This is a genomic window from Vicinamibacteria bacterium (assembly GCA_035620555.1).
Classification (GTDB): Bacteria; Acidobacteriota; Vicinamibacteria; order Marinacidobacterales; family SMYC01; genus DASPGQ01.
Genome location: DASPGQ010000238.1, coordinates 1 through 21417, shown reverse-complemented (window position 1 = coordinate 21417; position 21417 = coordinate 1). Strand labels below are relative to the sequence as shown.

General features: G+C 64.0%; 15 protein-coding genes. 10 read left to right on the top strand and 5 right to left on the bottom strand.

Features of this window, described 5'->3' with window-relative positions; genetic code table 11:
• The 10 genes from VEK15_10090 to VEK15_10045 all read left to right on the top strand — a co-directional run.
• The coding region (locus VEK15_10090) for a glycosyltransferase family 4 protein (GenBank protein ID HXV61032.1) at nt 1–1143 on the top strand (1143 nt) is incomplete at its 5' end.
• On the top strand, nt 1130–1981 hold the full coding sequence (locus VEK15_10085; protein HXV61031.1) for a class I SAM-dependent methyltransferase: 852 nt from the start codon (nt 1130–1132) through the stop codon (nt 1979–1981). The genes VEK15_10090 and VEK15_10085, both read left to right, overlap by 14 nt.
• The gene (locus VEK15_10080; protein ID HXV61030.1) at nt 1978–3297 is read left to right on the top strand and encodes a hypothetical protein; all 1320 of its coding nucleotides are present in this window, start codon (nt 1978–1980) and stop codon (nt 3295–3297) included. The genes VEK15_10085 and VEK15_10080 overlap by 4 nt, the downstream gene beginning before the upstream one ends.
• 59 nt (nt 3298–3356) lie before the next feature.
• Complete coding sequence (locus VEK15_10075) at nt 3357–4325, top strand: methyltransferase domain-containing protein (GenBank protein ID HXV61029.1); 969 nt, start codon at nt 3357–3359, stop codon at nt 4323–4325.
• Nucleotides 4326–5453: a glycosyltransferase family 4 protein gene (locus tag VEK15_10070; GenBank protein ID HXV61028.1), complete on the top strand. Its 1128-nt coding sequence runs from the start codon at nt 4326–4328 to the stop codon at nt 5451–5453. It begins immediately after the preceding gene.
• Nucleotides 5450–6631: a glycosyltransferase family 4 protein gene (locus tag VEK15_10065; protein HXV61027.1), complete on the top strand. Its 1182-nt coding sequence runs from the start codon at nt 5450–5452 to the stop codon at nt 6629–6631. The genes VEK15_10070 and VEK15_10065 overlap by 4 nt, the downstream gene beginning before the upstream one ends.
• Nucleotides 6631–7800: a glycosyltransferase family 4 protein gene (locus VEK15_10060; GenBank protein ID HXV61026.1), complete on the top strand. Its 1170-nt coding sequence runs from the start codon at nt 6631–6633 to the stop codon at nt 7798–7800. The genes VEK15_10065 and VEK15_10060 overlap by 1 nt, the downstream gene beginning before the upstream one ends.
• Nucleotides 7801–8023: 223 nt before the next feature.
• A complete protein-coding gene (locus tag VEK15_10055; protein HXV61025.1) occupies nt 8024–8662 on the top strand; it encodes a Uma2 family endonuclease in 639 nt (212 codons plus the stop codon).
• Nucleotides 8663–8853: 191 nt separating this feature from the next.
• A complete protein-coding gene (locus tag VEK15_10050) occupies nt 8854–9345 on the top strand; it encodes a VOC family protein (protein ID HXV61024.1) in 492 nt (163 codons plus the stop codon).
• Nucleotides 9346–9378: 33 nt separating this feature from the next.
• Nucleotides 9379–10104 carry an amino acid racemase gene (locus tag VEK15_10045; protein HXV61023.1) on the top strand — a complete coding sequence of 242 codons (726 nt, stop codon included), beginning with the start codon at nt 9379–9381 and terminating at the stop codon, nt 10102–10104.
• Between the two features lie 96 nt (nt 10105–10200).
• Here VEK15_10045 and VEK15_10040 read toward each other — a convergent pair whose 3' ends face one another.
• The 5 genes from VEK15_10040 to VEK15_10020 form a co-directional block, all read right to left on the bottom strand.
• A complete protein-coding gene (locus VEK15_10040; protein HXV61022.1) occupies nt 10201–12630 on the bottom strand; it encodes an ABC transporter permease in 2430 nt (809 codons plus the stop codon).
• A gap of 92 nt (nt 12631–12722) precedes the next feature.
• Nucleotides 12723–15371, bottom strand: a complete 2649-nt coding sequence (locus VEK15_10035) for an ABC transporter permease (protein ID HXV61021.1) — start codon at nt 15369–15371, stop codon at nt 12723–12725.
• A 3-nt stretch (nt 15372–15374) separates the two neighbouring features.
• Nucleotides 15375–15698 carry a PadR family transcriptional regulator gene (locus VEK15_10030; protein ID HXV61020.1) on the bottom strand — a complete coding sequence of 108 codons (324 nt, stop codon included), beginning with the start codon at nt 15696–15698 and terminating at the stop codon, nt 15375–15377.
• A gap of 83 nt (nt 15699–15781) precedes the next feature.
• Nucleotides 15782–18307 carry a tetratricopeptide repeat protein gene (locus VEK15_10025; protein HXV61019.1) on the bottom strand — a complete coding sequence of 842 codons (2526 nt, stop codon included), beginning with the start codon at nt 18305–18307 and terminating at the stop codon, nt 15782–15784.
• Nucleotides 18308–18329: 22 nt separating this feature from the next.
• On the bottom strand, nt 18330–21191 hold the full coding sequence (locus tag VEK15_10020) for a hypothetical protein (protein HXV61018.1): 2862 nt from the start codon (nt 21189–21191) through the stop codon (nt 18330–18332).
• Between the last annotated feature and the right edge of the window lie 226 nt (nt 21192–21417).

Below are 21417 nucleotides of genomic sequence, written 5' to 3'. Positions count from 1 at the left end.
TTGATCGTGTGCATGGTCACCCCCCATCTTCCACCCGATCAGGCGGCCAATGCGCTGCTGCCTCAGCTTCTTCGCGATGGGCTCACCCGGGAGGGACACGAGGTTCGCCTCATGGCCTTCGAGCCGCGAGCCGGACGGCCCCGTCAGGCCGAGGTCCGCTACATCCCCCGCTCGCGCAACGGGCTTTCGCGCACTCTCCGGTTGTCTCACCTCGAGACGGCGTTCGCCGTATACCGCCAAACTCGCGGATTCTTTAGCCAGGCAGACGTCGTGCACATCCACAGCAACACCTTCATGAACCAGCTCGTGGCCGCGCTCGCGCATCGCCGCCGTCTCCCGTTCCTTGTGACGCACTATGGGACGGAAATCTGGCATTACCGGAAGCGCCCGATCGATCCGTTCCTCTGGATGAACGAGCACGCCGCGCAGGTGACCTACTACAGCCGCCTGCTTCTCGACAAGTCCCTCGAGCTCGGCGTGGTTCCTCCGAGGCGGGTCGTGGTCTATCCGCCGGTCGAACGGGAGTTTCACTTGCCGACCGACGAACAGCGTGCCGCGGCGCGGAGCTCGCTCGGCCTGGGAAGCGAGCCCGTTCTTCTGAACGTCAAACGACTTCACCCGCTTGCGGGCCAGCGATATCTCATCGAGGCCATGCCCGAGATTCGAAGAAGCCATCCGGGCGCGAGGCTCTTCGTCGTCGGAGAGGGGGAAACGAGACCGGAGCTCGAGGAGCTCGTCACGAGCCTAGGTCTCGGTGATTCCGTAACGCTGCTGGGTCTCGTGGATCATCGCGAGCTGCCTCGAATCTACCAGGCGGCGGACCTCTTCGTTCTGCCCTCTCGGCTCGAGGCGTTCCCCACGGTCGCCGCAGAAGCGCTCGCCTGCGGCCTTCCCGTCGTATCCGCCGACCATCCGGGCGGGCGCGAGCTCGCCGAGCTCTTTCCCGACGACGTGGCGCTCGTCCCCCGGGAGCGGGTATCGCCGCTCGCGCAGGCACTCGTGGCGGCGCTGAACAAACCCCGTCGATCTTCCGATCGAACGCGGGAACGTATCGAGCGAGAGCTCCGTCCCGAGGCCGCCATAGCAAAGTACCTCGAGCTCTACCGCGCCGCGATCGAGGAAGGCACCCGTGCGGGGAATTGACGACGCTGCCATCCGCGAGCACGGCGAGGTACGGTTCCGCTCGGATTACCACTACGCGCTGTTCGAGTACTACCGGAGCGCGAAGATCCTGAAGCGTCTCGAATGGGACGGCGTCGAGGTGAAAGGCCGAGTACTCGATGCGGGTTGCGGATCGGGTGGGATCGCCGTCTCTTTCGCCGAGGAGTGCGGGTTTTCCGTCGGGCTGGACATCAAGAACAAGTTCGGGGATGCGGGTGCCAGGCTCGCCGACGAGCTACAGATCCGGAACGTTGCCTTCGTTCAAGCGGACGGGGCGGCGCTTCCGTTTGCCAGCGAGTGCTTCGAGATCGTTCTCTCGCACTCCGTCCTCGAGCACGTCGCCTCGGCGGAAGCCTACTTGAGGGAGTGCCACCGGGTGCTCCGGCCCGGCGGAGTGCTCTTCCTCCAGACGCCCCCTTACCACAGCTTTGCCGGCTCCCATCTTTCACGGCTTCGCGTTCCCGTTCCCATTCATCTTCTTCTGCCTCGCCGTTGGGCTTTTCGATTGAGCTTCTACCTGGCGCGAAAGCGTCCCGGCTGGCTCAAGGAGCCTCGAGAGTCGAACACCTTCAAGCTCATGGCGGAACGGGGCGAAACGAAGGAAGACGACCTGGTGCAGCGCGTGACCGTAGCACGGGTCCACCGATGGCTCGAAGCCGTGGGATTCGACGTCGTGCGAGAGGAGCGTCACGTGAGTGGTTTTTTTACCCAGAACGTGCCGCGGTTCCTCAGGCGGTTTCTCGAGAGGAACGGGTTCACCCAGAACATCATCATCAGCAACCTCGAGCTTCTCCTGAAGAAGACCCAGCCAAGCCCATGAGCTTCTTCAGGGAGCGGACGGAGCTCGTCCTCGCGGGACTTCTTCTCGTCTCGCTCGTTCTCGTCACTCCCCGCATCTCCGAATCCGACGCGATCGAGTACTTCTCGTACCTGCCATCGCTCGTGTTCGACGGCGATCTGGATTTCGAGGACGAGTACACCCATTTCTACGAGGAAGACCCCGAAGCGCGCCAGGGGTTCAAGGAAACGTTTCTGGACCGCTCGACCGCGACCGGACTCAAGCTCAACTTCGGCCCCATTGGCACTGCCGTTCTTTGGTCCCCTTTCTATCTCGCGACTCACGCCGTGGTCGGAGGCGACGGGATGGGGCAGCCGTACCGGACCGCGGTTTCGCTCGCCTCGGCAATATACGCGGTGGTGGGGCTCTTCTTGAGCTATCGGCTCGGCAGGCGTTTCGCCCCTCCCTTCGCGACGTTCGTGGCCGTCGTCGCTCTGTGGTGGGCCACTCCGGTCGCCTACTACATGTACGTGGCGCCCGGGATGAGCCACGCCTGCTCGCTCTTCGCCGTCTCGCTGTTCTTCTCGCTCTGGCCCTGGGCGGCTCGAAGGGGCTTGGCGCAATGGGCGGTCTGGGGAGCGTCCGCCGGACTCATGGCTCTCGTTCGTGAGCAGGATCTCTTCTTCGCCCTGGCGGCTCTCGTAGCCGCGTCACGGTGGGACGTGGCCTCGGGACTGAAACGACTGCTGGTCTTCGGTGGGACGGCCCTCGCCGTGTTCGCCCCGCAGCTTCTCGTCTATACCGTCTTGAACGGAAGGCCGTTTCCATCCCCTCATGTCCAGGGCAAGATGGCCTGGCACTCGCCGCATTTCTTCGAGGTTCTCTTCTCTCCGGAGCACGGTCTCTTCTTCTGGAGTCCGATCCTCCTCGCGTTTCTCTGCGGAGGTTTGTTTCTGGTGCGCCGGCAGCGCGAAGCGGGCCTGGTCCTGCTGGTGGGCTTCTTGTCGCAAGTTTATATCTCCGGCGCCGTGGAATCCTGGACTCAGGCGGGAGCCTTTGGTTCGAGACGTTTCGTGGGAGCTACGGCGATCTTCGCCGTCTGGGGCGCGTTCGGGCTCGCTCTCGTCGAGCCGAAGCTCAAGCGGGCGGGCGTGGCCGCGGTCGCAAGCCTCTTCATGCTCTGGAACGTTTCTCTGATGATGCAGTTCGGGCTCGGCTTGATGGATCGACAACGGCTGGTGTGGTCCGAAGTCGCGCACAACTCGGTCCACGAAGTGCCGCGCCGCCTCGTGTCCGTTCTGGGACGCTACCTGGTGTCCCGGGAGGAGCTCGTCGAAAGCGTGCGGGAGGGCCAGTGATCTCCGACTTTCTGCGATCGGTGGCGCGGTGCCCCGCCTGCCTAGCTAACGGGAACGGTATGACGGGCCGCCTGGATTCCGAGTCAAGCGGCCTGAGGTGCCCTCGCTGCCGGCGGCTGTTTCCCGCGCTCGCCGACGAGGGCTATCTGGACCTGAGGCCGCCCGAAGACATGTTCTCCGACATCACCGAATACGCCGAGGAGGAGTTCCATTCCCGGCTCGGCCGCTTGCGAAGGCCGTTTCTCTCCGCCCGGGTGAAGCTCGACATGATGTCGAAAATGTTGAAGCCCGTGCCCGGGGAGCGGGTTCTCGACATCGGTTGCGGCAACGGCCGATTCGTCTTCTTCAAACGCGAGAGCTGTGGCGAGCTGGTGGGAGTCGACGCTGGCGCTCACTTCGCCGCCGAGCCGCTCGCGAGTGTCGACCTCGCGCGCGGAGACATTCGCCTCCTGCCCTTCGCCGACGGGACCTTCGACAAAGCTTACTCGCTCGACGTACTCGAGCATCTGACCGAGGAGGGGGTCGTACGGATGTTCTCCGAGGCCCGCCGCGTACTCCGCCCCGGAGGGCGGTTGTTCGTCTATTCTCACGTGATGATGAGCTCGAAGCTCGCCGCTTTTCAGCGAGGCGTGAACCGCCTCGTCCGTTGGCTCGATTCGGTGGACCTCGTCGACAACGCTCCGGAGCGGGAGCGAAAGTCCGACCACCGAAACGCTCTCCGAAGCTACGAGCAGCTCGACGCCATCCTCTCGAGGACCGGTTTCGCCGTCGACGCGATCCGCTACTACAACGTGTTCTTCAAGGCCGTCATCGAAGATCTGATGCTTCCCCTCGTCGAGCACAACTTCTACCGGAGACGAGCGAAGTCGCAGCCCGTCGGAGTCGTCGAGACGCACGCCGCTCGGCCGGACGTCGGCCGGTTCTGGCACGCTCCTTTGACCCTGGCGTCGTTTCTCATGAAGCTCGACGTTCTCCTGTTCGGCCGGGTGCGTACCGGGCCGTTCTTCGTCCTTCTTCGAGCCGTGTGAGTGAAGCTTCTCTACGTCGCCTCCGACCAGAGGGTGCCCGGCTCCACCGGGGGGGCGGTGCATGTCGAAGAGGTCGCTTCAGGACTCGAGTCCCTTGGGCACGAGATCCATGTGGTCGCCATCCCCTCCGGAGCCGAGTCCGAGGTCCGCCTTCATCGGAGCCCGCTCTGGTTTCGACACCGTGCGTTCCGGTGGCGCACGAAAGGATTCATCGGTGATCTCATCGAGGAGATCGGAGCCGACGCGGTCATCGAGCGGTACTACAACTTTGGGGGCGAAGGCATCCGCGCCGCTTTCGACCGTGGGCTTCCCTCCCTTCTCGAGGTGAACTCGCCTCTGAAGGATCACCAGGGCTCGATCAAGCAGGTGCTCGACGCGCTGATGCTCGTTCGTCCCATGAAGCGGGCCCGCGATGAGCTCGTTCGCAAAGCGAGCGCTCTGGTGACGCCGCTTCCCGAGATCGTTCCCGATTCGGTGCCGCCCGAGAAGGTGCATCGGGTGAGCTGGGGCGCGAACGTCGAACGATTCCACCCAGACGTGGCGCCGAAGAGTCTCGAGATTCCGACTGCGAGCCGTGTGGTCGTCTTCGCCGGAAGCTTCCGGTCGTGGCACGGGGCCGATCTCCTCGTCCGGGCGGCTCCCCTCGTTCTCGAGAAGATTCCTTCGGCCTTCTTTCTCTTCGTCGGAAGCGGCCCATCCCGTCCGCGCAGGTTATCCTGCGACCGGATGCTCTTTACCGGTGCCGTGCCTCATGCGGAGATGCCCGCGTATCTTCGGCTGGCCGAAGTGGGTGTCGCCCCATACCAGCCCTCGCGGTTGGGTCAAATGAAACTGGGCTTCTACTGGTCGCCACTCAAGATCTTCGAGTACATGGCGACGGGGCTGCCGGTGGTGACTCTGGATGTCGCTCCGCTTCGGGAAGTCGTGAGGCCCGGCTTCGAGGGTGTCCTCGTCCCCGAGGGAGACGTGAGAGCCCTTGCCGAGGCGATCACCTCGCTTCTCGAGAGCCCGGAGCGGGCCCGGGCGATGGGAGCCAGTGCTCGCGCTCGCGTCGTCGAGCGCTTCAGCTGGCAGCGACACTGCTGCGAGCTGGACCGGATTCTCCGGAATCTCGTAGGAGCCGCGTGAACGTTTTGGTGGTCACGGATTCCTTCCCGCCCGGGTCGGGGGGGAGCGGTCGATCGACGGCCGTGCTTGCGAGCGCGCTGAAGCGACGCGGGCACCGGGTTCGCGTGGCCGTGCCACGTGTCGAGCCGAGCCGTCGGACCGCGTGGAGGGGAGTCGATGTCGACGAAATCGAGGTTCCGCGCCCGAGCCTGGGGAACGCCCGGGCGCGAGAGCGCGCCTTTGCGAGCGGCCTGAGCCGTGCCCTCGGGGAAGAAGCCTGGGATGTCGTTCATGCCCAGCACTGGCTTTCCGCCGGCGCCGCTCGGGCCGCCTGCCCGCGGCTGCCTCTCGTGGTTACCGTGCGCGACTACTGGCCCACTTGTATCTGGTCGACCATGCTCTCGGGTCGCCACCTGTGTCCCGGATGTACCTACGGCCGACGCGTCGTTTGCACGGGCCGCAATCGGCCTTCGTTGTGGCCTCTCGCGCCGCTCATCCCGCCATTCATCGAACGAGAGCTGCGACGAAGAGGGAGGATTCTGGATGAGGCCGCGGCGATCATCGCGGTGAGCGACCACGTTCGGCGGACGTTGCAGTCAAGAGAGGGCGTCCAAGTCATTCCTAACCTGATCGAGCTCGACGAACGGCCGAGCCTCCCTCCAAGGGAGCTTCCCGAGCCCTACGTGCTCTTCGCCGGGAAGCTCGAGCCCAACAAGGCGCCCGACCGGCTCTTTCCAATCCTGGACGCCGCCCACTGCCGGATGACCCTGGTGGTAGCCGGGACCGGGAGTCTTCTCGCTCGGCTCAGGGCCGAGTCTCGCGGGCGGGGCTACCCGGTACGTTTTCTCGGTTGGGTCGATGAGACGCGGCTCGATGGCCTGATTCGTCATGCTTCCGCGCTCGTCTTCCCTTCGAGATGGCACGAGCCCCTCTCACGCGTGCTTCTCGACGGGCTCGGCTTCGGCGCCGTCCTCGTGGCCCAACCGACCGGGGGCACGGAGGAGATCGTCGTCGACGGGGAGAGCGGACTTACGGGGCGAACGGTCGAGGAGCTCGGCGGGGCTCTCGCCCGCGTGCTCGCGGACGAGGCACTCGCCCAGCAGGTTCGAGAGGGAGCCGAGCGCATTGCCCGCGCCCGCTTCTCGGCAGACGTCGTCGTGCCGAAGCTCGAGGCCCTCTACGGGTCCGTGGTCGAGTGATGCGAGTCGCTCTCATCTCGCGCGGCATCTTCCCGCTTCATGGCTACGGAGGTCTCGAGCGACACGTGGCCGGGTTGTTCAAATACCTCAGGCGCGCCGGATGCGACGTCTCGCTCTATACGACGCCCCCGAAGGATTCGCACGAAACTCCGGACGGAATTCGGTACGTCACCTATCGGCTGGTGCCCTGGCCAAGAAGAAAGGGATTCGTCCTGCTCGACCGCGAGACCAACTACCTCGCGTGGAGCCTTCGTGCCGCCAAGCGCGTTCTGGCGGATCCGCGGCCGGACGTCGTCCAGGCGGATGGAGCGGCAGCGTTCGGATACGCGTTCACCCGCGATGAGAACGCACCGCCTCTCGTCCTCCACCCGCATGGGATGGAGGAGTTCAAGGCGCCTCCTCTCAAGCGCACGGCCTACCTGCCCTTGCGTTCCGCCACCCGATTGGCGGCCCGCCGCGCGGAGCGCGTGCTCGCTCCCGATGTCTCGATGCGAACCGAGGTGATGCGTCTTCTTGGAATCGGTCCCGACCGCGTGGCCGTTCTTCCGAACGCCATCGACCTCGAAGAAGTGGCTCGTTGGCGGGGCGGCTTCCGGGATTTGAGTCGATTCGGAATCGCGCCGGATGACCGCGTGCTCCTGTCCGTGGGTCGGCTGGAGCTCAACAAGGGCTTCGCCGTTCTCGCCCGAGCCCTCGCCGAGCTGCCGCGCGAATGGAAATGGGTGCTGGTCGGTGAAGGACCCGAGAGGGACAAGCTGGAGCGGACCATCGCCGAGCTCGGACTGCGCCAGCATGTCACGCTCACCGGTTCCATCCCCGACGAGGATCTCTCGGCGCTCTACGACCGTGCCACGTTGTTCGTGCACCCGACTCTCTACGAGGGGAGCTCGATGGTCACGCTCGAAGCGATGGCGCACGGCAAACCGGTGATCGCCAGTCGAGTCGGCGGCATTCCCGACAAGGTCCTCGACGGCAGGTCGGGATTGCTCGTCCCGCCCGGTGATGCGTCGGCCCTGGCTTCCGCCATCAGGGAAGCGGCGAGATCCTCGACGAACCTCGCGGCCTGGGGCGCCGAGGCCGAACGACTGGCTCGAGAGAAATTCGATTGGGCGACACGCGTGAAGGACGTGCTGGCGCTCTACGACGAGATAGGGAAGTCGGCCCGTTGATTCCGCGTCGACAGTCTACAGTCAACAGTCGAGAAAGAGTGGTGACGCGCGGCTGCTATCGACTCTCGACTGTTGACGTCGCCTTGTGCGCCCTTCCCTAGATCTGCTTCATTGTCAACATTTCGGGGGAACAAGGCGACTAGGGAGATGCTTCGAGAAGTCGCTACTCTACTTACGATGAAGCGTCTGTTGATGCGTCGCCTTGGCGTAGAATAGAACCGCGATGGCGACGACTCCGACAAGTCTGCAGGAGCGAGTGCTGCTAACGGGGATCAGCTGGCAGACCTACGAACGACTGCTTGCAGAGCATTTGGGACGAAGCAGTCCTCGTTTTACCTATGATCGCGGGGAGCTTGAGATAATGGTTCTGTCGTTCGAGCATGAGGAGATCAACCGCCTCGTGGCGGACGTTTTCGCAGCTATCGCCGACGCATCCGGAATCGATTTCGTCAACGCAGGCTCGACGACACTCAAGCGACGAGACCTGGAACGGGGTTTCGAGCCCGATACATGTTTCTACGTCGCGAATGCTCCCTCGATCCGAGGCAAGAAGAAGCTCGATCTGCCAGACGATCCCCCACCCGATCTCGTCATCGAGATCGACATCACGAGCTCTTCGCTCGACAAGATGGGCATTTACGCTGCCATGAGAGTGCCGGAAGTATGGCGCTACGATGGAAAGACGGTTCGAATCTTTGGACTTCGAGGCGAGACCTACGACGATCGGTCGACGAGTGGTTTCTTGCCCGGGGTGACTTTCACCGACCTTACGCGCTTCGTCGAGAAGGCACAGACAACACCGCGTTCCGTGTGGCTCCGGCAGGTGCGTGACTGGGTTGAGCGCGCACAGGGCAGGCGGTAGCTTCCAGGTCTCGTCTCGCCAACGCTTTTGTGGAAGTACTCAGACGCTACTCGTCACATCACTACCGCTTCGGCCGTTACAGGCCGCTACTCTCTAGAGAGTCGGCTCAGGTGGATGATTTGGCTTCAAGCAGGACGCTCGGTACAATTCTCGCGAGCGCGCGTGAAAACGATTTCTCGGGGGAGTGACCTATGACCAAAGCGTCGGATGTCTCGCGCCGAACCGCGATTGGAGCAGCGATTGCCGGAGTGGCGGCGATGGCCTCCGGCGAGAGGAAGAACGCCGCAGGGCAGGAAGCGGATGACAGGGAGCGGGTCCAAGGAATCGGCGGGTTCTTTTTTCGCGCCAAAGATCCGAAGACACTCGCCGAGTGGTACGAGAGGCACCTCGGTATAACGCGCGTGCCCGAGAATTACGACCTGCTCCCGTGGCGGACCAACGCGGGGAGCACGATCTTCGCACCGTTCCGCGAGGACACGCCCTACTTCGGGGATCAAAGGCTCCAATGGATGATTAACTTTCGCGTCCGGGACCTTCAAAAAATGACCGATCAGCTCCGTGCCGAGGGCATCGAGGTCGAGCTGGACCCCGAGGTCTATCCGAACGGGCGCTTTGCGAGGCTCTCCGATCCCGAAGGCAACCCGATCCAACTCTGGCAACCTGGCGGCAAAGACCCGGGCTGAGGGAGAGCGGGACCGAAAGTCGTAGAATGCCCCGTGCTCCATATCGGCATTCTCGCCCACAGTGCGGACGGCGCGGCGTTGTGCTTCCTGGAGATGTGCCGAGAAAGCGCGCGCCGGCTCGGCGCCCACCGGCATCCCGAGATCACGCTCTCGATCCTGCCCATGGGTACGGTTCTCGAAGCGTACGACCGCAAGGACTTCCCCGCATTGACCGCCTATCTCGGCCGCACGGGTCAGCGTCTCAAAGACGCGGGCTGTGACTTCTTCGTCTGTCCCGACAATACGGCGCACATTGCGTTCGAGGCGCCGGGCGCACACTTTCCACTTCCGGGCTTGCACATCGCCGAGATCGTGGCGCGGCAAGCCAAAACGGATGGTCGCCGGTGCGTTGGTCTCCTCGGCACCCGATGGACCATGGAGGGTCCGGTTTACCCTGGGGCGTTCACGCGCGCCGGGCTCGAACTGCGCGTACCGCCGAAAGCCGACCGCGACCGAGCCGATACGATCATCTTCGACGAGCTCTGCCAGGGCGTGATCCTCGAGGCTTCTCGTACCGAGTACGTCGGCTTTATCCAGCGGCTCGCCGACGAGGGCTGCGACGCGGTGGCACTGAGCTGCACCGAGATTCCGCTTCTCGTGACGCCGGAGGTATCACCGCTCCCAACGCTCGATTCCACCCGTCTCCTGGCCCGCGAAGCCGTGGCCGTCGCGCTCGGCGAGGCACCGGTGCCGGCGTGGCACGGTGGGCCGATCGAATGACCGCCTGCCGCATCCGCGAGGGAATGCCCCGGAACGAGCTTTAGCGGCTCAGGGGGCGGCCGCCCTCTCTCGCCACGTCCGGGAATGAGACCTCGCCTACTCGTATCGTAGAGCTCGAATGGGCCCGACCGCGCAGGCGCGTCGCGCCGGCAGAAGGCATGCGGCGAAGCCCGCGAGCGCGAGCGCCAGCCCGACCGCGCCGAAAACGACGGGATCCCAGGGCTCGACCTGGAACAGCAGGTTCGTCAACCCGCGTGCGAGCGCAAGAGCGAGCAGCAGACCCATTGCCAGACCGGCAATGAGCTGGACCACGCCCTGCCGCAGCACCAGGATCAGGACGTCTTTGCGAGAAGCGCCGAGGGCTACGCGAACGCCGACCTCGCGGGTGCGATTGCTCGTCGAGAACGCCATGACGCCGTACAGCCCGACGGTGGCGAGCGCCACCGCGGCGGCACCGAAGGCCATGAAGAGGGACCCGAACGCTCGGTAGAACCACGTTCCCAGCGCCAGGTTCTCGTCCATCGAGCGGACCCAGTAGATCGGAAGCGTTGCATCCAACGACTCGATCTCGTCACGGATCATGGACGTGAAGCTCATCGGCTCCCGCTCGGTCCGGACGACGAGGCTCATGAACCGGATGACGTTTTGCGAAAGGGGAATGTAGACGCCGTCATGCTGCGTATCGACCGTTCCGCCCAGATACAAATCGGGCACGACGCCGACGATCGTTCGCCACGGGGTGTCGTCTCCGCCGAGCCGGATTCTCGATCCGACGGGCACCTCGTCCTCCAGATACCGCGCCACGAAGTTCTCGTTGACGATCGCCACCGGAACGCTCCCGGGTCCGTCGGCCAAGGTGAACTCACGCCCGTGGATCGGCTCAACGCCGAACGTCTCGAAATAACCCGGGGTGATCACGATGCGTCGGCTGACGGGATGATCCTGGTCTGTCGCGTAAGCCATCCCTTCGACGCTCAGTTCTTGCCGGGGACCGCCAGTGAGCGGAAGATTCGAGGTTAGAGCCGCGGAGACGATGCCGGTTCGCGACTCGAGCCTCTCTGTGAGCTGGTCGTAGAACTGCTGCTGATCTTCCTCGGTGGGATAGTCGGCTTCGAACAGGCCGAGCCTCGCGGTGAACACGTTCTCGGGGTCGAACCCGAAGTCGGTGGTCGACAGATTGACGACGGTCCGGATCATGAGCCCGGCAGCCACCAGAAGCCCGCAGGAGACCGCGACCTCGCCGACAACGAGCGCCCGGCTGAGGCGACCCAGTCGAAAGCTCGACGATCCGCGGGCTTCGTCATTGAGGATCTCGCCCACCGACGCCCGCGACGCACGAAACGCCGGCATGATCCCTGCGAGGAAGGTGGAAAACAGCACCAACCCGAGAACGAACAACGCCACCGCCGGATCCAGTTTGACCTCGAGCCAGTAAGGAGGCTCGGTATTCACCAGGCCGAGATTGAATCGATGGATCCCGAATTGAGCGATACCCAGACCCAGGAGCGCTCCCGGTACGGCCAGCAGGAACGTTTCCGCGAGAAGCTGCGACACCGTCCGGATGCGGCTCGCGCCGAGAGCGGTACGCACGGCGACTTCTTTCGCCCGCTGGAGCGTCCGCGTGAGCAGCAGATTGGCGACGTTCGCGCAGGCGATGAGCAGCACGCCGAAGACCGCACCGAGCATGATGACGAGCATGGCTCTCGCCTGCTCGCCCACATACCAGTCGGTGAGGCTTCGAAGGTCCACCCCGACCCCTTCGTTGGTCTCCGGGTGCTCGGTCTCGAGCCGCCTCGCGATCCCGTTCATCTCGGCCCGCGCTTGCGCGATCGTGACTCCCGGCTTGAGGCGCCCCAGGGCCTCGATCGTCGTGCCTTCGAGCGCGGGCCCCGAGCCGCGCGAATAGGCGAGCGGATCGATGCGCAGCGGAAGCCACGCATCCATCTGACCTGGAAAGCCGAACTTCTCCGGCATCACCCCGACGATCGTGGTGGGCAGGCTGTTGGCGCGCACGGTTTTGCCGATGACGTCGGGGTCGCCTTCGAAACGATCCTGCCAGGCGCGGTAGCTCAGGATCAGAACCGGCGCGGTCGACGGATGATCCTCCTCGGCCCGGAAGGTTCTGCCCAACACCGGCTGCACTCGCAAGACGTCGAAGAGCCGGGCGCTGACATAAGCACCCAGATAGCGGATCGGTCGTCCTTCCGTGCCGGCGATATTGACCGTTTCGGCATAGTAGGCGGCGATGTCCTCGAAGCTGGTCTGCTGCTCGCGCCAGTCGGTGAAGTCATGAACGCTCACCGGCAGAAACTCGATACCCTGCCCCGGGCGGTTCGAATAGAGGTGGATCAGCTCCTCCGGATCTTCGAGGGGGAGCCCACGCCACACCGCAGCGTAGACGATGCTGAACATCATGGTGGTGAGGCCGATCCCGAGGGCTAGTGCCAGTACCGCAAGCGCGCTGTGTCCAGGGCGTTTCCCGAGCATTCGCGCGCCGAAGCGCAGATCGCCGAAGAGATGGGACATGATTCGTCTCCCGCCGACCGACCGGCTACTCATTCAGACGTAAACGGCCCCCCGAAGGTTCGGCGATTCTCGATCGACTCTCGCTTGCCCGTTTACTCCACTCTCAAAGCGAGAAAGGGGTCGATCCGAGTCGCCCGTCGCGCCGGCAGATAGGATGCAGCCAAAGAGATCGCGAGAAGCAGGACGGCAATGAGAAGTATCGTCAACGGGTCGCGGGGCTCGACCTGGTACAGGAGTCCTTCCAGGTAGCGTGACGCACCGAGCGCCCCCGCCACCCCGATGCCGGAGCCGAAAAGAGCGAGCTTCAGCCCTTGCCCAACGACGAGCCGAGCTACATCGCCACGCGAGGCTCCGAGCGCCATGCGCAGGCCGATCTCGTGAACTCTCTGGCTGACACCGAACGCAATGACGCCGTAGAGGCCAATCGCCGCGAGCAGAATTGCCGCCACGGCAAAAACGCTCATGAGGGTCAGCGTGACGCGCGGCTGTCCAATCGACCGCGCCACCACGGCTTCCATGGAGCCGATGCTCGTGAGCGGGACCTCGGCATCGATGGGAGAGAGCCGGGCCCTGAGCTCGGCGCTCGACGAAACCACGCCTTCTCGGCTTCGTACGACGAGGGTCATGAAATTGTTCGGAAACTGAGGCTGCGGCCAGTAAAGAGTCGGGCGCGCCGTCGTGGAAAGCTCGGTGAGCCTCACATCGCCGACCACGCCCACGACCTCGGCCTCGATGTCGTGTCCCCACTCCATGAGCACGGTCTTGCCGAGCGGGTTCTCCCCCGGCCAGACGGTTTCGGCGAGCGTTCGGTTGACGATGACCACGGACCGCGCGCCGGCTCGGTCGCGATCGTCGAAAGTCCGCCCTCCCAGGACCGGGATGCGAAGCGCGCGGAACAAGTCACCGGCCACGACGCGGACGTCGGCGACCCGCGGCTCTTCCGGAGGCGGATCGGGCTTGTCGGCGACGCGGAACGATGTGGCGGAGCCCTGGCTTCCGAGGGGAAGCCAGCTGATGGCACCGGTTGTCTCGACCCCGGGCAGGCTCTCGATTCTCTCGAGGGCCTCGCGGAAATAGGCGAGCTGTGCTTCGTTCTCTTCGTATCGGGGACCTGCGAGATCGATCTGGATCGCGGCCACGTTCTTCGGATCGAACCCCGGATCGGTATCCGACAGGCGAAGGAAGCTGCGAACGAACAGCCCCGTTGCCACGAGGAGCACGACGGCGACGGCCATCTCGAGGACTACGAGAGCGTTCTTCAATTTTTGACGAGACGCGCTCGAGCCGGCGCGCCCCCCTTCTCTGAGCGGCTCCACGAGATCCCGACGAGAGGTCTGTACCGCGGGAAGCAGACCGAAGAAGAAGCTGGTCAGAAACGAGATCCCCAAGGTGAAACCGAGCACCCATCCGTCGAGCTCGATGGAAAGGAACGTGGGAACCTCGGCGGGGAGGAGGGAAACGAGCGACGTGAGGAGCACGCGTCCGAGGGCCAAGCCACCGACTCCGCCGAGAACGGCCAGCAGCAGGCTCTCGACGAAGAGCTGTCTCAGAATGCGCCAGCGATGGGCGCCGAGCGCGGCGCGCACCGAGAGCTCGCGCTCGCGGGTGAGCGACCGGATGAGAAGCAGATTCCCCACGTTGGCGCAGGCGATGAGAAGTACGGCGGCCACGGCGGCGAAGAGAACGAGAAGGGCACCCCGGACGTTGCGCACGAGCTCGGGCTGGAGGGGGTAGACGTCGGCGGTCCAGCCGGCGTCGAAATCGGGCTTCTCTTCTTCCAGGTCGGCGGCGATTCGCTTCATCTCGTCCGCCGCCTGCTCCACGCCGACGCCAGGCGCGAGACGCCCGAGCACGGTGAGGTATCTCCCGCCGAACTCACGGTGCTCGTCGGTGAAAGCGAAAGGCGACCAGAGCTGGATGCCCGAGCCGGTGTGCTGGGTGCTCGAAGGAAACTCGATCCCTGGTGGAAGCACGCCCACGACCGACACCTCCCGCCCATTCAGACGAAGCGTTCTTCCGACGACACCGCGGTCGCCGCCGAACCGCCGCTTCCACAAGCCGTCTCCGAGAAGAACGACTTTGTCGTTGCCCGGAATGCCGTCCTCGGGAGCAAAGATCCGTCCGATTGACGCCGAGATCCCGAGCGTCGAAAAGAAGTTGGAAGAAACGTACCCAATGGCAACGCGCTCCGCTTCTCCTTCCGCCATCACGTTCGCCGCCCAGGGGGTGAAAGCGGCCAGGGACTCGAAAGAGCGTGCCCGCTCGCGCCACCTCAGAAAATTGTGGGGGCTCACCACATTTCTCTCGCGGTCCCGCTTGTACGCTTTCTCCCAGACGAGAACGAGTCCTTGGGGATCGCGGAAGGGAAGGGGCCTCAGCAGGACGGCGTTGACCAAGCTGAAGATCGCGGTCGTCGCGCCGATTCCGAGCGCGAGAAGCGTGACCGCGACCAGAGTGAAGCCGGGGCTCTTCCTCAGCATTCGGAGGCCGTAGCGGAAATCGGCGCCGAGTCCTTCCCCGAGAGAGCGCGAACCTCTCACATCGAGCGCGTCCGCCAGGGCGCCGAAAGAGCGCGCGATGAGATTCATATGAAACCTCCAGTCGATTCGGCGATAGGCTTCGTGCTCACGCCGGTGATGCCAGATCTCGGATTCCCACTCGAGGCGCCACTCCACTCTCTCTCGCCTCGGGACGAGCCAGGAGGCGGCGCTCACGATCCATCGAGCGATCCTGTCGGCCATGGCTCACGTCGTCGAGCGCGCGGCCCGGAGCTTCTTCCCGTCCGCGCCGAGGAGCAGCTCGACCACCGGGAATCGCTCGAGAGCCTGCACCCTCATGGCTTCGCCGGCCGCGGTGAGCTGGTAGTAGCGCCGGGGAGGTCTCTGCTCGCGCCGCGCAACGGCGGTGTTCTCCCACCGGGCGGTGACGAGCCCCTCTCGTTCGAGCCGCCGCAGCAAAGGGTAGACGGTTCCACTGGGAAGACCGGTGACGTCCATCATCTGAAACCCGTGGTGGTGGCCGCGAGCCAGAGCTTCGAGGACGAGGGTCGTGGGATAGGTGAGATTCATGGTCAATCGTCCTACTTATGTAGAATTCTATACAATGGACGGCTCGCAGTCCAAATGAAAAAAGATAGGTCTCGTCGAGAGACTCAGGAGCCGAGGGAACGGAGCATCGCCTCGACGAACCGGCGTTCCATCTGATCCCCACCGGCCTTGAGGGCGCTCTCGAGCGCGACCCGCGCCTCGTCGGATCGGCCGAGACGTTGCAGGATCTGCCCGCGCAGTTTCTCTGCCTGGAACGACGGCTCGACGGAAACGGCGCGTTCCGCTTGCTCGAGAGCGGCGTCGAGCTTGCCGGACGTGAAGTAAGAGGCGGCGAGCTCGAGCCGGGTACTGGCCTCCGAGGTCATGTCGCTCACGTGCGCCAGAACGTCGGGCGGGCGAGCTTGCATGAGGGTCAGGATCTCGGCGACGTCATCTCGGTAAAGAGAGCGCGGTGCCGCGAGCTCGATCAGCATGTTGTCGTCGGTATTGATGGTTGCGCCGCGGGTGAACGCTTCGGCGCCCATCGCGTCGAGGGTCATGCCCGCGAGGATGTCGGCGGGGTAGTTGAAGTTCGCGGCCACGAGGCGCTCGCGAATCGCCTCGTTCTCGTAAAGGGCCTGGAGGCGCTCCATCGAGAGTCGAATGGGGCTTCGTGAGCCGAGAACGACCAGGTCTCGATCTTGAAACGCCGTGACGTGGGGGAACACCGCACGGAATGAGGCGAGGAGGGACCGCGTGGACGCTTCGGACATCCCGTAGAGGTGAAACCACTGGCAGAAGACACCGTCCTCCGCGAGACGCGTCGCGGCCTGCTCGAAGAAGTCATGGGTGAAGAGGTTCGCGACTCCCGTCAGCCATGGGTTCGAGGGCTCGCTGATGATGAAATCATACGGCTCTCCACCGCGGGCGAGCTCCCGTCTCGCGTCGCCGAGCACGAGGCGTACCCGCTCGTCGGAAAGAGGTGCTCCGTTCTCCGGCTCGAAGAATCTCGAGGCTTCCACCACCGCTGGCTCGATCTCGAACGCATCGACTCGCTCGACTTCGTGCTGGAGCACCGCATCGACGGTATAACCGCTTCCCCACCCGATCACCGCCACGCGTCGAGCGTCACGGGCGACAAACGGGAGATGGCCCATGAGAAGCTGTGTCTGCATGTCGCCCGGACCGTTGGAGGCGTCGGTTTTGCCGTTGATCTTGAGGAGTCGAAACCGCTCGATTTTCTGGACGGAGACGGTCGCGGTCGCGCCGTCGCGATAGAAGACGAGCTCGTGGGCGGCGACGATGTTCCGGAGTTGGCCGAGCTCGTAGGTTGCGTAAGTACGCGCCCCGCTGTAGACGCCGAAGCTCTTGAGGGCACGGGCGCCGCTCGGGTCGAGGGCGAGGATGACGAGAACGAGTGAGCCGGCAACTGCTGTCGTCGGAACCGATGAGGACCTGGAACGGAACAGGAGCCACAGCGCCATCGCGAGGCCCGCGATCGCGGCCGCCCGGGTCGAGAACTCGACCCCCAGGTTCCCCAGGAGAAAGGCGGAAGCAAGAAGCGCCCCCGCCGAAGAGCCGAGTAGGTTGGCCCCATAAACATGGGACACGGTTGCGCCCTCGTCGTCGGTATCGCGCGTCGTGTCGATGGCGAGCGGCAACGTGGCTCCGAGGGCAAGGGTGGAGGGGAGCATGAGCAATCCCGCGATGACGAACTGCGAGGCGAAGAGCGTTCCCGGTCGTCCATCGAACGAGGTGTACAGGTTGAGAAAGAGGAAGGGGAGGCTTCGCGCGATGACGAGGCTGAGAAAAGCAAATCCCGCTGAGGCGACGAGTGCCTTCGCGAGCCGGAGCCGATCGTTTTCTCCTCGAGGGCGGCGCCGCAGGTAGGCGGCTGCAGCCGCCGAGCCCAACGCAATGCCGAAAAGGAACGTCGAAAGCATGATCGAAACGCCGTATACCGACGAGCCGTAGACCATCGAGAGAGTGCGAGACCACGCCACTTCGTACACCATTGCGCTCGCGCCCGAGACGGCTACCGCGGCGAGGACGACCGGCGGGGCACCCGAGCGGAGAGGGGCGGGGATCGAAGGCCGACCACCCGTTTGTAGGCCGAAGGCGAGCAACAGCCCGCAGGCGACGATCTCGAGCCCGGCGCCGACGAAAAGGGTCCGGCTCAACCCCAGGAACGGGAAGAACCAGAAGACCGCGAGCACGGGTCCCAGGACCGCGCCAGCCGTATTCGATGCGTAGAGGATCCCGACCCGGACCGCGGTGCGGTCGTCGGAGAGAGCGCGGACGAGCACGGGCAGAGACGCACCCATGGCGATCGTCGCCGGGAAGATGGCCGCGATCGCGAGCAGAGCATGGGCGGCTTTGCCGATCATCGCCGGCGTTGCCAGCGAGTACAGCCCAACGAAGGCCTCGAGCAGGATGAACGTCATCACCGGGTCGAAGCGGGTGATGAAACGCCGGCCCGCCAGAGCGCTTCCGACGGCCATCCCGCCCATGAAAGCGCTCAGGACTACTCCGACGGCGGTCGCCGTTGCGCCGAAGTGAAGAAGAAGCAGGCGCGTCCAGACCGTCTCGAAGACGAGTGCGGCGAGACCGCTGAGGAAAAAGGCAGCAAGGAGGACTGCGCGCCGCTGCACGACGCATCATAGAACGACGGGCTCAGCGCCTCAAGCGATCGACGAGCACGTCGTCGTTGTCTTTCAGGTATACGACGCGCCAGGGGTTTCGATCGTCGGATGTGAGCACGAGCGTCGCCTCCACGCGCGTAACCCCCCGTTTGACGAGGAGAAATCGGCACGATTGCTCATCGAGACTGAACGTCGGTTGCTCGAACTTCTCGTCGTAGTCGTCGGGAAGCTGACGGCCGTTCTCGCGCAGTGCTTCGCGAACCACATCCGTCAATCGTGGACCCATATGTCGCACGACCCACTCTTGCCGGGCGCGGTCGTAGTTCAGCAGGACAGCCTTCGACGTGCCGTCGGAGAGCTCCAGCAGGGCGCGACAGCCGAGTGTGCCGCGCACCGGATGGGCCTCGAAGCCGCAGACGTCTCGGTCCCAGTTCAGTCCTTGTCGCTCGACATGGTGCCGAAGGGCACCACCGATCTCCTCTTTGTTGAACTCGAACTCGCAGCCGACGTCGCGGGTTTGAAATTCCAGCCACGGATTGACTCCATGGACCACGATGCGGTTCAAGTAGAGGACAGCACGCTCGTATTCCAATCTGAGACGCTCGAGCTCCGCCGGGTTCCGAGTACTCTGCACCGCTCGTGACAGCTCGGCGACCTTCCCCACGAGGCCTCCGAGGATACGAAGGACCGATTTCGCGTGAGGCTGAGCCTCCGGCTCGGACTGAACGATCCGTTTGGCGAAGGAATCGATGAGAGTGAGGATTTCGCGAGCGTATCTCAGCCGCGACAGCAGCTGGACACGATTGGTCCCCACCGGCTCGTGAAGCCTCTTGACGAAGCGAGGCAAGGATCGCCGTTTGTCTTTATCGAGCAGTTTGCGAAGGGAAAAGAGGTTGTAGAAGCTCTGGTAGATGGTCGCCTGACTCTGGAGGTGATGTCGAATCTTGGACTCGGTGGTCTTGCGGCTCTCGTCCTTGCTCGGGCGGGAGAGCGCTTCGAGAGGCTTTTGACCGAAGCCTTCGCGCGCGAAGCTCACGAGTCCCACGAGACTACCCTCGGAGCTCAGGCGGATCTCGACGCGATAGGGCTCGGCGTCGACCCGGGTGGCGCCCAGATCGACGCGCTCCGAATCCACGGTGGCTCGGAGCTTCCGGATGAGGCGTATCACTTTCTCGAGGTCGTCGCCGGCTCCGCTCTCGAGAGCTCTCTCGACTTCGTTCTTGAACGTTTCGAGCCGGTCCCGGTCCTCCCTTCGATAGCCCATCGAGGCGAGGGCTTTTCCCAGGTCGATTGGAATCGGCACGGCGTCGATGCTGTCTTGCGGCAGCTGGGAGCCAACCCCGGTCGGCGTGAGGCGTTCGGTGAGAATCTTCCCGAGGCGCGACCGCTCCCCGGCGTCCGGCGCCTCCGCCGAGTACAGACTCCCAAGAGTGACCAACTCGGTCGGGTAGAGCGCGAGGACGGCGACGAGGCGCCAGAGGGTGCTCGGATCGTTCGGCAGCGGCTCGGGCCACGGCGTGTAGCCCAGCGCAAGAAAAAGGTCCTCGACGAGCTCCATCGGGCAATCGCCTTTCTCGACGAGGTCGGCGACGAAATCCGCGTCATCATCCTCGACCCGGTCCAGCGGAGACACTCGCTCGGCGAGCCTTCCGTCCAGGACCTCGAGCTCTTGATGGAGACGGTACTGGTGCCGGTCGAGCCGGATGATCGTCTCCACCTCGGCCAAGGATTTTTCGTTGATCTCCGACTGCACCAGCGCTTGGAACACCCGGAGTAGTGCCGTGGTTCGATGGATGGCAATCGGGTTCAACGCTTCGATGTTCGTGCGAAGGTAGGGTAAGGCGTCGACGGCAAGAGGACGTGCCTGCTCGACACTCTTTCGCAATACCGGCTTTATGGCTTCGGCCGTGCTCGGAAACGGTTCGCCAATGACCAGCTTTTCGATGATCTCGGCGCACAAATCGGCCCGGGTCTCGAGAGCGTCACGGGGCTCGGGCTCGAACCTTTCCCGAATGAAGTAAGCGAGGGGAATGATGATCTCATCGACGAACCGACGGTCGAGACGTTCCCGCTCGTCGTCGGAAAGCTCGGTCGTCATCCTCAAGCGCGTGAGCTGTCCATAGAGATCGAGAAACCGTTCGTGGAGATGGCGGTAGCCGTTGCGATACTGGGCGGCCACCAATCGGTTTCGGATGAGACGTGAGTCGAGTCGGATGCCTTCGGGGGCGCTGTCGAGCAAGACCATCTCGACGGAGCGAAAGAACTTGTCGATCGACTCCCGGCACGAGCTCCAGTAGCGCGCGAGATTCTCTTTGAGCGCCGTCGGGTCGTTGTCTTCGGGGAATGCTCCGGTCGACGTCGGGAGCGCGAGGACTTCTACCTGTTCGAGGACGTGTTTGCTGAGAACCTCGTCGCGATAGGCCTTCAGATCATCGGCAAAAAGCGCCGGGTCCGGAAGAAGCGCCGTCGGCACTTCCTCGTCGAGCTCGGCAACGAGCTTTGTTCTCAGCGCCTCGAGCTGCTCTTCGATGAAGGCGTCGAGCCGCGTAGTAAAGCCCATATCAAGGGTAACTTGCAGGAGATCGTTGAGCGCGGGGCTCGCGACCGAATCCTGGAGGCGCCGGTGGATTTCATGGAGCAGCTCCGTCCGCGATTCCCCCAGCAGCACCGACGCGCGATTGTGGATCTGCTCGGAGAGAATGAGCCGGGATTCGCGCTTCTGTGCCTCGCGTCGGGCGAGGACGACAGCTTCGGCCTCGGCGGCACGCTCGGGAACCGTGTCGACTCGGTCGAGAAGCTCTTCGTTGAGCGCGTTCTGGAGCTCATCCTCGATGACGGAGGTATCCTTCGAACCGAGGAGACTACCGAAATGTTTGCGAAGACGGTCCAGCATCGGGTCGGCTAGAGACGAATCGGCCGCGGATTGGCTAAGTTGTTGGTATTGCATCCATATTAACATGCGGCCCCGGCACCTGACAGGGGTGCCGAATTGACACCTCCATACGCGTGTGTTAGCTTTTCGAACGTGGCTGCGGCTGCAGTCATCCCGGTGGCGCTATCGTCTAGGGGACTAGGACGGGTGGTTCTCAGCCATCAAACCGGGGTTCGAATCCCCGTAG